Annotated in this window: 15 protein-coding genes; 2 read left to right on the top strand and 13 right to left on the bottom strand. The window is 50.2% G+C overall.

Annotated elements, in window-relative coordinates; translation table 11 throughout:
- Positions 1-293: 293 nt before the first annotated feature.
- Positions 294-821 (top strand): ribosome hibernation-promoting factor, HPF/YfiA family, encoded by a 528-nt coding sequence (gene hpf, locus DFR60_RS23215; protein WP_002601527.1) that lies wholly within the window; start codon positions 294-296, stop codon positions 819-821.
- A gap of 92 nt (positions 822-913) precedes the next feature.
- Here the strand turns inward: hpf and DFR60_RS23220 are convergent, their stop codons facing one another.
- Both DFR60_RS23220 and trxB read right to left on the bottom strand, forming a co-directional pair.
- Positions 914-2,599, bottom strand: coding sequence for a sensor domain-containing diguanylate cyclase (locus tag DFR60_RS23220; RefSeq protein ID WP_110325016.1), 1,686 nt, complete (start codon positions 2,597-2,599; stop codon positions 914-916).
- An 83-nt stretch (positions 2,600-2,682) separates the two neighbouring features.
- Positions 2,683-3,603, bottom strand: a complete 921-nt coding sequence (gene trxB, locus DFR60_RS23225; RefSeq protein WP_110325017.1) for a thioredoxin-disulfide reductase — start codon at positions 3,601-3,603, stop codon at positions 2,683-2,685.
- A gap of 248 nt (positions 3,604-3,851) precedes the next feature.
- Here trxB and ymfI point away from each other — a divergent pair, with 248 nt between their 5' ends.
- Positions 3,852-4,583 carry an elongation factor P 5-aminopentanone reductase gene (ymfI, locus tag DFR60_RS23230; protein WP_002601531.1) on the top strand — a complete coding sequence of 244 codons (732 nt, stop codon included), beginning with the start codon at positions 3,852-3,854 and terminating at the stop codon, positions 4,581-4,583.
- Between the two features lie 77 nt (positions 4,584-4,660).
- Here the strand turns inward: ymfI and DFR60_RS23235 are convergent, their stop codons facing one another.
- The 11 genes from DFR60_RS23235 to DFR60_RS23290 form a co-directional block, all read right to left on the bottom strand.
- Complete coding sequence (locus tag DFR60_RS23235; RefSeq protein ID WP_110325105.1) at positions 4,661-5,107, bottom strand: GNAT family N-acetyltransferase; 447 nt, start codon at positions 5,105-5,107, stop codon at positions 4,661-4,663.
- Between the two features lie 16 nt (positions 5,108-5,123).
- Complete coding sequence (locus tag DFR60_RS23240) at positions 5,124-6,188, bottom strand: 1-aminocyclopropane-1-carboxylate deaminase/D-cysteine desulfhydrase (RefSeq protein ID WP_110325018.1); 1,065 nt, start codon at positions 6,186-6,188, stop codon at positions 5,124-5,126.
- A gap of 159 nt (positions 6,189-6,347) precedes the next feature.
- Entirely contained in the window at positions 6,348-7,730 is a 1,383-nt protein-coding gene (locus DFR60_RS23250; RefSeq protein ID WP_110325019.1) for an MATE family efflux transporter, read from the bottom strand.
- Positions 7,731-8,177: a MarR family winged helix-turn-helix transcriptional regulator gene (locus DFR60_RS23255; RefSeq protein WP_110325020.1), complete on the bottom strand. Its 447-nt coding sequence runs from the start codon at positions 8,175-8,177 to the stop codon at positions 7,731-7,733.
- A gap of 156 nt (positions 8,178-8,333) precedes the next feature.
- A complete protein-coding gene (locus DFR60_RS23260) occupies positions 8,334-8,711 on the bottom strand; it encodes a YegP family protein (RefSeq protein ID WP_110325021.1) in 378 nt (125 codons plus the stop codon).
- 123 nt (positions 8,712-8,834) lie between these two features.
- Positions 8,835-9,506, bottom strand: a complete 672-nt coding sequence (locus DFR60_RS23265) for a class II aldolase/adducin family protein (protein ID WP_002601538.1) — start codon at positions 9,504-9,506, stop codon at positions 8,835-8,837.
- Between the two features lie 2 nt (positions 9,507-9,508).
- Positions 9,509-10,132 carry a DUF6198 family protein gene (locus tag DFR60_RS23270; protein WP_110325022.1) on the bottom strand — a complete coding sequence of 208 codons (624 nt, stop codon included), beginning with the start codon at positions 10,130-10,132 and terminating at the stop codon, positions 9,509-9,511.
- Positions 10,133-10,141: 9 nt separating this feature from the next.
- Positions 10,142-10,624, bottom strand: coding sequence for a cupin domain-containing protein (locus DFR60_RS23275; RefSeq protein ID WP_110325023.1), 483 nt, complete (start codon positions 10,622-10,624; stop codon positions 10,142-10,144).
- Positions 10,621-11,700 carry a Gfo/Idh/MocA family protein gene (locus DFR60_RS23280; RefSeq protein WP_110325024.1) on the bottom strand — a complete coding sequence of 360 codons (1,080 nt, stop codon included), beginning with the start codon at positions 11,698-11,700 and terminating at the stop codon, positions 10,621-10,623. Before DFR60_RS23280 ends, DFR60_RS23275 begins: the two co-directional genes overlap by 4 nt.
- A 14-nt stretch (positions 11,701-11,714) precedes the next feature.
- Positions 11,715-12,446, bottom strand: a complete 732-nt coding sequence (locus DFR60_RS23285) for a nucleoside phosphorylase (protein ID WP_002601542.1) — start codon at positions 12,444-12,446, stop codon at positions 11,715-11,717.
- Between the two features lie 19 nt (positions 12,447-12,465).
- Positions 12,466-13,398 carry an ABC transporter permease gene (locus DFR60_RS23290; RefSeq protein WP_002601543.1) on the bottom strand — a complete coding sequence of 311 codons (933 nt, stop codon included), beginning with the start codon at positions 13,396-13,398 and terminating at the stop codon, positions 12,466-12,468.
- Positions 13,399-13,407: the final 9 nt, after the last annotated feature.

Raw genomic sequence — 13,407 nt, forward strand, 5'->3', positions numbered from 1 at the left:
ATCCACATTATCCACATCTTTTCGCCGGAAATCCCCTTTTTCCACCAGACACGATTTTCCCTTTCAATTTTTGTGTACTTGTCATAAACTTACTTATTTCGACAAAAAATACAATTTTTCCCTTGACTTTTTTGTACCCCAATATATAGTTTCTCAATATTTTGGGCATTTATAAGTAGAAACATTTTACAAAAAATTTAGATTAATTGTCTTGATATTTTCGTAACATAATTGAATTTTTCAAATAAATATGGTATACTGATAACATCTCAAGAAAAAGGAGCTGAAGACTTATGCGTTTTACAATTACAGGAAGAAATATTGAGGTAACACAGGGGTTGCGCGAAGCAGTCGAGGACAAGCTTGGTAAACTGGACCGTTTCTTTGCACCCGCGACAGAAGCTGTAGTAAGACTCAGCGTACAGAAAGATATTCAGAAAATCGAAGTAACAATTCCGGTGAAAGGACATATAATCAGAGCAGAAGAATCAAGCAGTGATATGTACGTATCCATCGATCTCGTAGAAGAGATCCTGGAACGCCAGTTGAAAAAATATAAAAACAAGCTGATTGATAAGAAACAATCCGCACCTTCCTTCTCAGAAGCCTTCTTACAGGAAGACGCTTCCGCAGAAGAAGAAATCCAGATTGTAAAATCCAAGAAATTTGCTGTAAAACCTATGGATCCTGAAGAAGCCTGTGTACAGATGGAGCTTCTCGGACACAACTTCTACGTATTCTTAAATGCGGATACCGAGGAAGTGAACGTGGTTTATAAGAGAAAAGGCGGAACATACGGTCTCATTGAACCGGAGTTCTGATCGAAGATAAGTTTTAAGTAAGAATAAGGGTTCCGGATATCCGGAACCCTTATTTTTTTACGTTTTGGCCTGTGCACTGGCCCGCGCTTCTATCATTCCTCGAAGCTGGCGAAGCCGCCGTTATGGGTCTTCTTCGCCTGGTATAATGCCTCGTCGGCTGCCTTGAACAGTTCCGTGTAACGATCTCCCCGGCGGGCCGTCACCGCGCCGGCCGACAGCGTGATGGCCGGCATATTCCGCTTTTCCGCCTCTTTGGCAATCGATGCGTTGATGTCCTCCATAATGGTTCTGGCCACATCGTAATTATCCGTATTGGATACGAAGATGGCAAACTCATCCCCGTGCAGCCTCGACGCAAGGTCCACGGTCCTGATACGTCCGATGATCATCTGCGCGGACAGCCTGATCACCTCGTCCCCGACGCTGTGACCGTAATTGTCATTGACGCGTTTGAAGTGGTCGCCGTCAATCATGATTAGAATTCCGCTGTCCTTCTCATCCATGGTATCCAGCTGCTCTCCCACCTCTTTCTGGAATGACTTGAAATTCATCAGGCCGGTTAGGTCATCGACCGCGGCCGCCTTCTGTGCGGCCGACAGCGCCAGTTCCAGCCGTTTCTGGATCAGCCCCATCTTCACGTAAGCCGCGCGCAGCTCCCGGTTTCTCAGTTCTCTTCCCACGCTGCCCAGAACGTAAATTAAGATCAGTTCTATCACCAGAAACGGTACCAGCCAGGTGCCGACAGTGGCCTTCAGCATGGTCACTTCCGGTACGAGAACCATCAGGCCGCAGCCCGCTGTCTGATGGTTATAGAGGTAGTACCGGTTTCCATCCATGGTGACCGGCTTCGCGGACCCGCTCAAATCACCGGAGGCCCCGACCCATTCGCTGAGCCTTTGGCGAAACTCCAGAAATGCAGCGGCCGAGTCCCGTTTTTCTTCTGCTTTGGAGATTTCTTCAGACTTGGCCGTGTCCCCTGTCCAGGCAGCGTCTTCTGTCCTGTCTGTGTCCTCTGCCCCGGCCGTTTCGGCGCCGCCATCCTTTTTCAGAGCCTCCAGCTCCACCTGGGCGTCTTCCATATTCTGCGCCGCCTTCTCCAGCGAAATCTGTAAGTTTCCGCCCAGATAACCGGGTACCGTGCTGCCTACCACAGTGCCTGCGCCGTCATAGATCAGGATCTGTTCCTGCTCGAACTGCTCCATGGAGGAGACCAGATTCTGAATGTCCTCCATCTTGATGTCATAAGCGAAGACCGTTTCCCCATCGGCCTGCAGCTGCGAAATGGTCGTCAGAATATAGTGGTTGGCGTAACTCATGTAAGGCGGTGTGAAGACGATCTCCCCTTTGCCCGCCACAGCGTCCTGATACCATGGCCGTTCTGTTACCACATAACCGGAATCTTCATAGACGGAATAGGGCGTGTCCCAGCTGTATAAGTACTGCTCCTTATAATACATGTAAAGTCCGTCGTACGTCTCCCCCACGATATTGAGGAGAGAGGCATCCAGCCCTTTTAAATAGGCGCTTACGGAGTCCGGATCCGGCTCATGTTCGATTTCACGCGCCATCATGTGTGCAAAAAGCTGGAAGGAACGTTCATACGTCTCCATGATTCCTCCAAACTGTGCCTCCGTCTCGGCTGCCTGATCAAACAACTTCTGATTCACCGCCGCTTTTTCTCTCACCGCCAGAAATGCAATGGATATGAGGTTAACCACTAAAAACACCACCACAAAAACAATCTTCCGCCTCCATAACGACTGTTTTCCCCGCTGCATATGTAATATCCCCCTGTTATTTTTCCATTAAAACGCACCAGATGCGCCTGAATAGAATCAGGCGCATCTGGTAAACGTCTGTTTTAAGAATTGACCGTAAGATAGCGTTCCACACTGGTGATTGCGTTTGCTCCATCCGCCACAGCAGTGGATACCTGTCTTAACTGTTTTGTTCTCACATCTCCGGCTGCGAAGATACCGGGAACCGATGTCTCACAGTCCTCTCCCGCCTTAATGTATCCGTGATCCATCTCCACAAGACCGTCGAAAGCGCTGCTCTGCGGATGGATTCCCACCGCGATGAATACGCCGTCAACCGGAAGCTCATTGAAGGCTTCCGTCTTCACATTTCGGATTGTAATGGATTCCACCTGGTCTGCTCCGTTAATCTTCTCCACTACGGTATCCCACAGCACTTCCACATTATCCAGCGAGAACAACTGGGTCTGAAGAGTCTTGGCGCCGCGCAGTTCGTCTCTGCGGTGAATCAGATATACCTTTTTACACATTCTGGAAAGGAAGATCGCATCCTCGATGGCCACATCTCCGCCTCCGGTCACGGCTGTCACGCGGTTGCGGAAGAATGCTCCGTCGCAGGTGGCGCAGTATGACACGCCCATTCCGGTCAGTTCCTCTTCGCCCGGTACCGCCAGCTTCCTGTGGCTGGCGCCGGTCGAGATGATGACAGTCCTCGTCGTATAGCTTTCCTCTCCGCAGGTTACGGTAAAGAGGCCGTCTGCCTTCTCCACACGCACCACATCATCGGTCACGAATTCCGCGCCCAGTTTATCCGCATGCTCCCGAAACTTCATTCCCAGGTCGTATCCGTTGATTCCCGGAAGCCCCGGGTAGTTATCCACCTCGTAGGTGTTGAGCACCTGGCCGCCGCTGGCAACCTCTTTTTCAATGACAACGGTCTCCAGCTCCGCACGCTTGGCGTAGATCGCCGCCGTAAGTCCTGCCGGACCTGAACCGATAATTACCACATCGTAAATCTTTCCCATTTAATTTCCATCCTTCCTGTATCATTTCTTCCGCCGCGGTACGCAATCACACGATTCCGCCGCCGGGAATATTTGTCATGAAATAATTCATAGTCTCATTATATCGCACTCTCTTCTAAGTATGCAATGTTTTCTTTTGTGACTAAGCCTCAAATCCTATTGAATTAAAAAATTACCTTTGGTAAAATAGAGGTGACGGAAGACGGGATTGATCCGGCTTACCTGGATTAAAAGAAAGGGTGATTTTCATGGCAAAAAAAACAGTGCTGGTTACGGGCGCTTCCAGAGGAATTGGAAAAGCCATTGCGGTAAAATTTGCAAAAAAAGGATATAATGTGGTAATCAACTGCCTTCACAGCGAGGAGAGACTCCTGCAGACGAAAAAAGAGCTGGAATCGTATCAGATTTCCTGCCTCGCCTACATGGGAGACATGGGCGACATGGAGCAGTGCCGGATTCTGTTCGATCAGATCCGGAAGCAGTTTGGAACGCTTGACGTCCTGGTAAACAACGCGGGGATTTCCTATATCGGCCTCTTACAGGACATGAGCACGGAATCCTGGGACCGGATCATACGGACCAATTTAACCTCGGTCTTCAACTGCTGCAAACTGGCCGTTCCCGGTATGGTGGAGAAGAAGCAGGGCAAGATCATCAACATTTCCTCCGTATGGGGCGTCTCCGGCGCTTCCTGCGAGGTCGCCTACTCAGCGACAAAGGGCGGAATCAACGCCTTCACTAAGGCGCTGGCCAAGGAACTGGCTCCCAGCAACGTCCAGGTGAACGCGGTTGCGTGCGGCGCCATCGATACGGAGATGAACCGTTTCCTGGAAGAGGACGAACTCATCGCCCTGATCGAGGAGATTCCCGCCGGACGCCTTGGACAGGCGGAGGAAGTGGCCGATCTGGTCTACCACCTGGGATATAAGAATTCTTATCTGACCGGTCAGATCATTGGGTTGGATGGAGGATGGATTTAGAGGTGTAAGGGAAAAGGAGTACGGCGGCATATTATTTGCGCGGTACTCCTTTTTGGTTAATTTTTATGTAACCCGTTTTACGCTAACTCCTTCTTTAAGTAAACCATATCCACAAGCTGTATCCCATCCTCAAACATCGGATGGTCATAGTTGTCTGTAAAAAAGTTATGAATCCTGTGAGAAAGGCAAAAACCATTCTTCTCGTAAAAATGCAGAATAAAAGGGAGATCGCCGGTTCCCACAATCATGGTCTTATACTTATCTTTATAAAATTCTGATATATACTGAATGAGCCTGCTGCCATATCCCTTACCGTGCCACGCTTCATATGTAGCGATATTTTTAAGTTCACATGTATCAGAGTTCTCCCCCGTGACCACGCATATGCTTTTCAAGCCGTTATCGTACAGGGCAAACAGATCTCCTCGTTCCAGATATTTATCTATCATGGATTCCTGCTCATCCGCGAGCAGAAGCAAATCCATGAACTGTTTTTTATTTTCTTCTATGCGTTTAATTTCCATGGACTCCCTCATAAACTCATTTGCTTAAGTCTCCAAGTATCTCCTTCTCCGCAAATAACGCTGTGGCCCCGCCCGTATGCCAGAACACCACATTACTTCCTGCCGGAACCTTTCCGGTCCTGATGTAATCCAGCATGCCCGCAAAGGCTTTTCCCGTATAGACCGGGTCTGTGAGAAGCCCTTCCTTCACCGCCAGAAGCTTAATCGCCTCGGACGCCGCCTCGTTGGGAATCTCATAGCCGGGCAGATAATAGTTTAAATCTGTGCAAATATCCCGCTCCGCATCCACCGTGATTCCGGCTCCGATCAGCTTTAGGCTCTCATTGGCCAGAGCGGCCGTTCGCTTCGGATACTCCGGGTCCTTGGCGCTGACATTGATGGAAATGATCCCGGTCTCAGAACCGACCAGGTTCCGTCCTGCAGCCAGACCAGCCATCGTACCGCCGGTTCCGGTAGCATGGAAGACGTAATCGGCCTGGATATCCATGGCGGACAGCTGCTTCTCCAGCTCCACGTATCCCTCGATGAATCCCACAGACCCCACCGGACTGGCTCCGCCCATGGGTACCTCATAGCAGACGTGTCTGCCGGCTTCCTTATTTAAGCGGGCCATGTGTTCTCTCGCAAGAAAGACGGCCCGGTCTTCCGCCTCTTCCTCTGTCTCTCCCGCCTGAATCTCCACGATGTGAACCTCGGCGTCCATGATGCGGTCCAGAAGCAGGTTAGCCCTCAGATCATCCTCATCCGGCTTCACAATGGCGACCAGATACAGCACCGGTTTTAAACCGCAGCGCCGGCACGCGGCGGCCGTTTGCATGGCGTGGTTTGACTGGGTCGCCCCAAAGGTGAAGACGTACTCACAGCCGCGGCTCATGGCGTCCCCCATCAGATACTGGAGTTTGCGCACCTTATTTCCCCCGAACAGGCTCATGCCGGTAAAATCGTCACGCTTGATATAGAGGTTTACTCCCAGTTCCTTCGAAAGCCGGTCCAGCCGGTAAAACGGCGTCGGGAAAAATCCCAGTTCCGCCTTGGGAAGTTTTTCAAATAATTTCTCCGCTTCTTTTGCTGTCATACTCATTGCTTTTTTGCTCCTTCCATTTTAGCACTGCATTGCGCAATAAACTGTAAATATAGCACCCGCTATCTACGCCAGGAGCACGTCCGCAAAGCTAATCGTAGCGTCCACTACGCCGTCGCTTTGCAGACGCACACCTGACGCAGATATCAGGCACTCTATTCACATTTTATTACGCAATGCAATGCTAGCAATAATCTTTTTAAAAGATACGCTGAACATGGCCACGGTAACACAAACAGCGCAGAAATCTGCGACCGGTTCGGCTAAGAACACGCCCATAGTCTTATTCTCCATAAAACGCGGAAGAATAAAGATCAGCGGGATCAGTAAAAATACCTTGCGCAGCAGAGCCAGAAATACGGATACTTTGGCATTTCCCAGCGCAATAAAGGTCTGCTGGCAGGCCACCTGTGCACCGAACATCAGGGAAACCGCCATATAAATCCGGATCGCCCAGCGCGTATATTCCGTCAGCGCTGCATCGCTGGTAAAAATCATGATGAAAATCTGCGGGAAGAACATGGACAGCGCCCACAGAAGCGTGGAATAGCCAATACAGCAGAGGAACAGGATCTTAAACGTCTTCTTCACGCGGTCCGCGCTGCCAGCCCCGTAGTTAAAGCTGACGATGGGCTGGGAGCCCTGGGTCAGTCCCTGAAGAGGAAGCATGGAAAACTGCATGACACTGCTCAGTATCGTCATGGCGCCTACCGCCACGTCTCCGCCGTAGCGAAGCAGGGATGAATTGAAGCAGACGGACAGGATGCTTTCCGTAAACGCCATGATAAACGGCGATGTTCCCAATGCCATACAGGGAAGAATAATGCCTGCCTCCAGCTTCAGGCTCTTCTTTTTGATGCGCAGCGAGCTCTTCTCCGAAGTGAGGAAGCGCAGCACCCAGATGGAGGAGACCGCCTGGGAAAGAATTGTCGCCAGCGCGGCTCCCTTCACGCCCATATTCAGACCGAATATAAAGACAGGGTCCAGAATGATGTTGCAGACAGCTCCGATCAGCACGGTATACATGCTGGTCTTGGCATAGCCCTGGGCAGTGATAAATGCATTCAGCCCCAGCGCCAGCTGTACGAAAATGGTTCCCAGCGCATATATCTTCATGTAATCCCAGGCATACCCGATCGTATTTTCACTGGCGCCGAACAACAGCAGGATGGAACGCCCGCAGAACAGGAAGACCGCAGTCAGGATCAGGGCAAGTACCACCAGCATCGTGGTACAGTTACCCAGAATCTTCTCCGCCTTCTCCTTCTCATTTCTCCCCATCATGATGGAGGACCGCGGCGCGCCTCCCATGCTGATAAAATAGGCAAATGCGGTGATCGCCATGATAACCGGCATCGTAACGCCGACTCCCGTCAGGGCTGCCGCTCCGACTCCGGGAATATGGCCGATATACATACGGTCAACCATGTTGTACATAACATTGATCACCTGTGCCGCAATAGCGGGCATAGACAGCCGGAAAAGCAGCTTTCCGACGCTCTCGGTCCCCAGTTCATTCTCTTTTCCTTTTTTTGGTTCCATTTATTTCATTCCTTTCAAGATATTGTCAAGATTCTGATTGATTACTTTAGTCGTACGCGCCATGGCCTCCATATCTTCCCGCGGTACGCCATCATACAGCTTTCCTGCAAATTCCTGGCGGCATTTTCTGAGTCTCGTCACAATGTCGTCGCTTTTCTCCGTCAGGGACAGATGAATGAGTCTCCTGTCCTTTAAATCCTTTCCCGCCTTTAGATAGCCTCTCTCGCACAGTGTCTCCACGGATTTCGCCACAAGCCCCTTGGAAATATTGCGGAAATGAGCGATATCCGACGCGCTGTCATAACCGGGATTGTTGGCCAGAAACATCAGTACCACAATTTCGTTGGGAGTAAAACAGTATTCCGCCACTTCCAGGGCACACAATTTCCTGTATACCTTGTCTATCTTTGCATAGTAGGCAAAGTAGCCCTCATCTTTCTGCTCCATGATTTCACCTTTCTAATATTGTTCATTTTTGAACTGTTCACTTTTGAATTATATACAAGAAATTCTCTTCTGTCAAGGAAAAAGACCCCGCCTTCCCGATACGGCCCATAAGCGAGGCTTCCACCGGGAAGACAGAGTCTTCCTGTCACTGCTGTTTTATTGTATTTCGTCCATCTCCACTTCCGCGCTCGGGGCGTTTACCCTGACGCTGCGGATTCCGTTCCGGCAGCTGGCCTTCGCGGTGTATGCCTGGGATTCCAGGATCATCTGCCCGCTCTTTTCAAGGAGCCGGAAGCAGTATCCCCCCTTCTGCTCCTGGTAAATCTCAAATTTCGGATTCTTCTGTGCCAGATATCCTCTGACGGTCTGATCTTCAATCTTCGCCGCCTCTGCGCACCGAATCACACTCTCGATTCCGTCCACGCATGCATCCTTTTTCGTATAGATCTCCGATGTCCCGATCGTCTCCCCGTTGGCGGCTTTTAAATGAAAATCGTAGCCGGAGTTTTTCCTGTAGATTACAAATTTCCCCATTACTGGACCCTCTTTCGTCCTTTTTTATGGGGATTATAGCATACGTGAGCGAAGGCCAGCATCAATTTACAGAAAACAGCTTATTTTTACCATTTTGTTATCTTCCGCCCCTCGGAACAACTGTCACTCAGTGACAGGTATACCGCCTCTGTCGATTCCCCATACCTTTCGCATTTCCATCAGCCGGTCAACCTGGCTTCCGTTCAGAGTACCGCTGCTTCCCAGCATTCTCAAATACAGCTGAATTCTGGCGCACTGTTCCACGGATTCCATGAAATAAAAAGACTGGTAAACATCTTTCCCCCAACTCAGCGCCCCATGATTAGCCAGAAGCACGGCGTTGTAATCATGAATAAACGGGGCAATGGATTCCGGTACTTCTTCAGTTCCCGGAAGGGCGTACGGTGCAACCGGGACCACCCCCACTGCCATCACGGCTTCCGTTAGAATTGCCCGGTTTAAGGGAATTCCTGCCGCCGAAAACGCGGTCGCAAACGGAGGATGGAGATGCGTAACACCATGAATCTCCGGATCCTCCCGGTAGATTCTCAAATGCATCTTCATCTCTGAGGAAGGTTTCCCCTCTGTCAAAACTCTGCCGTCCAGCGATACCTTCACCATCATATCGTCCGTCATATACCCTTTGGAGACACCGGAGGGAGTAATCAGAATCGTATCCGCTGAAATCCTGCAGCTGATATTGCCGTCATTGGCCGCAACATAGGCACGCTCATAAGAACGCCTTCCCAGGTCTGTCAGTACGCTCCTGGCTTCTTTTTCTGTCATATACCCCATACTTACTGCCCTCCCATTTCTATTACATCCTTATTTCTTCTGAATCGTCCGATCAGCTCAATGGTGAACTGGATCATATAACCATTTACCAGCATGGAGACCACCGTGGCGCCTCCCAGCTTTCCTCCCAGAAGAAAACCGGTGATGGAAAGCAGAATATCGATGGTTATTCTTGTCACATTGACATTCTTTTTGAGCTTTCCGGATAAATACATCATCATAGCATCCATTCCTGCCTCACCAAGCCCCGCCGCCACATACGTCCCGATCCCCACACCCAAGAGAATCAGACCAGCCAGCAGGCACAAAAGGCGCCCCGCCGCAGTTCCTTCTCCGGTACAGATCACCGGGGAAAACCACTTGATAAATGCACCTACCAGCACGCTGTTTAAGATAGAACCGATTCCGATTCGCTTCCTGTCGATAAAGAACAGAAGGATAATGATGGAAATCATCAGTACCTGAGATGTGGTTCCCAGAGACAGGTGCAGAACGCGTCCCAGCCCCGCCTGAAACAGTGACAGCGGGTCCAGTCCAAAGTCTGCCTGGACAAACAGATCAATGCTGGCTCCCATCATCATGGAACCAACGATGACCATCAGAATTTCTTTCCATTTTTTAATCATATCGTGTCCTCATCGCGCAATGGCTTCGCCGCAGCGCCGTCTGATGGCAGCTTCAGCGTCCGGATATCCGGCGCACAGCGTTTCCATATCACCATGTTCGTAATCCTCCGGCAGATACGCCGGGGCCATCGTCGTTCCCGCCAGACAGTATTTCCCGCCGTGAGCCACAACCGACCCCTGCCATACGCCTGCCGGGACACGAAACTGCGGGACTTCCCCATCAGACAGACGTGTCCCCAGAACTTTGATCTCCGATGTTCCATCCGGATACAGGAGAAGAAGCTCCAGCCCATCCCCCATATAGTAATGGTAGATTTCATCGGTTTTCAGCCTGTGCATATGGGAAAAGGAGTGTTCCGTCAAAAGATAGTAGATGGAGCTGTAAGACTCCCTTCCTGCAGCGTCCTTCTCACCGGCATAGAGATACCGGTACATGCCGCCTTCTCCAGTAAGCGGTACGAGTTTCAGTTCCTTAATTATGGATTCTATCATTCGACCATAACCCACTTTCCATTCGAATCCGCACTCTCAAGCATCGCATTACAGAGCTTCACAATATCCCTTCCCTCAAAAAAGGTAGGATAAACCGGTGCTTCCGACACACAGCCCCGCTTTACATCATCATAAAAGCTGTCCACAAGACTTCGGAAGGTATCCATAAAACCGTTGCCAAAACCGAAGATCTCCGAGTTCACACCGCTTCCCTTGACAGCTGTGTTCAGGATATTGTTGTCCTCTGAATTCCACCACAGATTCTTCTTTTCTCCTGTCACCTCCAGGGTGATCCGGTTGATTCTGCCCTGGGACACTTCTGATAAGAGCACCGTTCCGATCGCTCCATTGTCAAATTTCAAATTAATGGCTGCCGCATCTTCGGAGCAGACCTCCATCGTCTCCGTCCGTGTTCCATCTCCGGAATCCGGATACATAATACGGTCTTCCACATACCGGTTCGGGTAAAAACGCCCGAAGTTAGCGGAAAGCGCCTTCACCTTCCGGCCGGAAATATACTGGGCAATATCCAGCCAGTGCGTCCCGATCTCCGTCACTGCGCGCATACGGCCCGCCAGAACCGTGTTGTATCGCCAGTCCACAGGCGCAGGAAATGCATTGAACTCCTGCAAATAGTTACCGTGGATCACATTCACACGGCCGAATTCTTCCGATTCCACCAGTTTTCTTGCCTTCTGACATGCCATATGGAATCTGACGTTAAAATTAATTGCGCAGACCACTCCGCACTCTTTCGCACGCCTGGCCAGTTCCTCCGCCTGGCTGTCCTCAAAGCACAGAGGTTTTTCGCACAGCACGTTCTTCTTATGGTCCAGAAGCTTCATAACCATATCGTAATGGAGGTTCGGCGGTGTGCACACATGGACGGTTGTAATCTCATCATCGAAAAGAATGGAAGAATCCGTTCCCCACTTTTCAATGGAGAATTCTTCGGCAAATGCCTTTGCCTTCTCCTCACTGACATCGACGATAGCTCCTATTAAAATTCCGCTGGCCTTCAGCGCTTCCGCATGGGTGTGGGCAATGTTGCCGGCTCCCCAGATTCCTGTCTTCATATGATTCTGCCTCCTTATACTTCCACCTTAATAATACTTTCCAGCGCAATTGTAATCTCATCTTCCACGGCCTTCGCCATCTTCTCCGGATAGTGATCAAACTCCTCGGAGCCTACAAATTCGAAGCATGGGCCATCTGCCGCTACAATACAGCCGGATTTTATGCCTCTTACCGATGCGATAACAAAGAGGACCGATGCTTCATTTTCCATAGCCAGAACTCCGGCTTCCGAAAACAGCCGGTTATTTGTAGGCATCAGACCGGTATAGAACAGACCCGATGTCGTGATGATTCCGGTTCTCGCTTCCGGATTAATTTCCTTTGCCGCTTCCTGCATGGCCGCTACCACATCCATGGACGCTATCGCCGGATAGGAAATCGGAATAAACTGAGGAGTGATTCCGTCGTCCCGGCACGCGGCCGTGGCGATAATCAGCGCTCCCTGGGGCATATCTTTCTGTAAAGTTCCACAGGTTCCAACACGGATAATGACTTTTGCTCCGCCCAGAATCAGTCCTTCAAAGCTTACAGATGCTCCGTTTCCCCCCACGCCATGGGATGATACCGTCACAGGCACTCCCTTGTAGGTTCCGTTAAAGGTCCAGTATTCCCGGCTCTTTGCTACTACTTCCACGTTTTCCAGCCGTTTTGATATCTTTTCCGCCCGGGCGGGATCACCGCAGGCGATGACTCTCTCTGCAATTTTGTTATAGGGAATATCTATAATTGGTACAATCTTCTCCATTTTTTATCTTCCTTTCTCATCAGGCCACTGCTGCTCTTCTCTTATCATTCATTTTTTTATAAGAGTAAATTACAAGTACAATTACTGTTACAATATACGGAATGGTGCTGACCAGCTCCGTCGGAATTCCCATATTCTGCGTTCCCGGATTGACCGCGAAGGCATCTGCAACTCCGAACAGCAGGCAGACAAGCAGTGTCGGCACCGGTTTGTTGCCTCCCAGCGAGGCGGCGGCAATCGCAATGAAGCCTCTGCCTGCCGTCATATCTTTTACAAAGTACGATACGTAACCCATGGACATGTAGGCGCCCCCCATAGCTGCCAGCATGCCGCTGATTGCCAGAGCAATATATTTCACCTGCAGCACATGCACGCCCACAGACTCCAGCGCTTCCGGATTCTCGCCGCAGCTTCTGATATGAAGCCCCAGAGAGGTCTTATATAAGAATATACTGAGTACAATGATCAGCAAGACAGCCACATATGTCAGTACATTGTGCCCGGACACCACAGTTCCCAGGACCGGAATATCCTTAATCACAGGAATATTCACCTGAGGAAGCACACCGCTCTTTAAAGACGAAGATATCCCTTTCTCCCCTACCGCCAGATACAAAAGAAATACGGTTCCTCCAGCGGCCGTCAGGTTATAGGCAATGCCTGTGATGGTCGGATCTGTTTTTAGCTTAGTAACAATAAAGCACATTAAAATTCCCAGCAATGCGCCTACGACGACGGCCGCCGTAAAGCCGAGAAATGCATTGCCTCCAAACGCAGCGCTGGCTACAACGCCAATCAGGGCGCAGGTCAGCATCATTCCCTCAATTCCAATGTTTGTAACACCTGCTAAATCCGCTACCAGATAAGACATGGACGCATACAGAATCGGTGTCGTCATGCGGATGATCGAAAACAGGAAGCTGACCGATGTAACAATCTCCAATATTTTCATTTTGCTCCT

Origin of the sequence: Hungatella effluvii, from assembly GCF_003201875.1 — a bacterium.
Lineage (GTDB): Bacteria > Bacillota > Clostridia > Lachnospirales > Lachnospiraceae > Hungatella > Hungatella effluvii.

Coding starts and splice junctions, on each gene's coding strand:
- hpf (WP_002601527.1), top strand. CDS start 294: ATGCGTTTTACAATTACAGGAAGAAATATTGAGGTAACACAGGGGTTG.
- DFR60_RS23220 (WP_110325016.1), bottom strand. CDS start 2,599: ATGCAGCGGGGAAAACAGTCGTTATGGAGGCGGAAGATTGTTTTTGTG.
- trxB (WP_110325017.1), bottom strand. CDS start 3,603: ATGGGAAAGATTTACGATGTGGTAATTATCGGTTCAGGTCCGGCAGGA.
- ymfI (WP_002601531.1), top strand. CDS start 3,852: ATGGCAAAAAAAACAGTGCTGGTTACGGGCGCTTCCAGAGGAATTGGA.
- DFR60_RS23235 (WP_110325105.1), bottom strand. CDS start 5,107: ATGGAAATTAAACGCATAGAAGAAAATAAAAAACAGTTCATGGATTTG.
- DFR60_RS23240 (WP_110325018.1), bottom strand. CDS start 6,188: ATGAGTATGACAGCAAAAGAAGCGGAGAAATTATTTGAAAAACTTCCC.
- DFR60_RS23250 (WP_110325019.1), bottom strand. CDS start 7,730: ATGGAACCAAAAAAAGGAAAAGAGAATGAACTGGGGACCGAGAGCGTC.
- DFR60_RS23255 (WP_110325020.1), bottom strand. CDS start 8,177: ATGGAGCAGAAAGATGAGGGCTACTTTGCCTACTATGCAAAGATAGAC.
- DFR60_RS23260 (WP_110325021.1), bottom strand. CDS start 8,711: ATGGGGAAATTTGTAATCTACAGGAAAAACTCCGGCTACGATTTTCAT.
- DFR60_RS23265 (WP_002601538.1), bottom strand. CDS start 9,506: ATGGGGTATATGACAGAAAAAGAAGCCAGGAGCGTACTGACAGACCTG.
- DFR60_RS23270 (WP_110325022.1), bottom strand. CDS start 10,132: ATGATTAAAAAATGGAAAGAAATTCTGATGGTCATCGTTGGTTCCATG.
- DFR60_RS23275 (WP_110325023.1), bottom strand. CDS start 10,624: ATGATAGAATCCATAATTAAGGAACTGAAACTCGTACCGCTTACTGGA.
- DFR60_RS23280 (WP_110325024.1), bottom strand. CDS start 11,700: ATGAAGACAGGAATCTGGGGAGCCGGCAACATTGCCCACACCCATGCG.
- DFR60_RS23285 (WP_002601542.1), bottom strand. CDS start 12,446: ATGGAGAAGATTGTACCAATTATAGATATTCCCTATAACAAAATTGCA.
- DFR60_RS23290 (WP_002601543.1), bottom strand. CDS start 13,398: ATGAAAATATTGGAGATTGTTACATCGGTCAGCTTCCTGTTTTCGATC.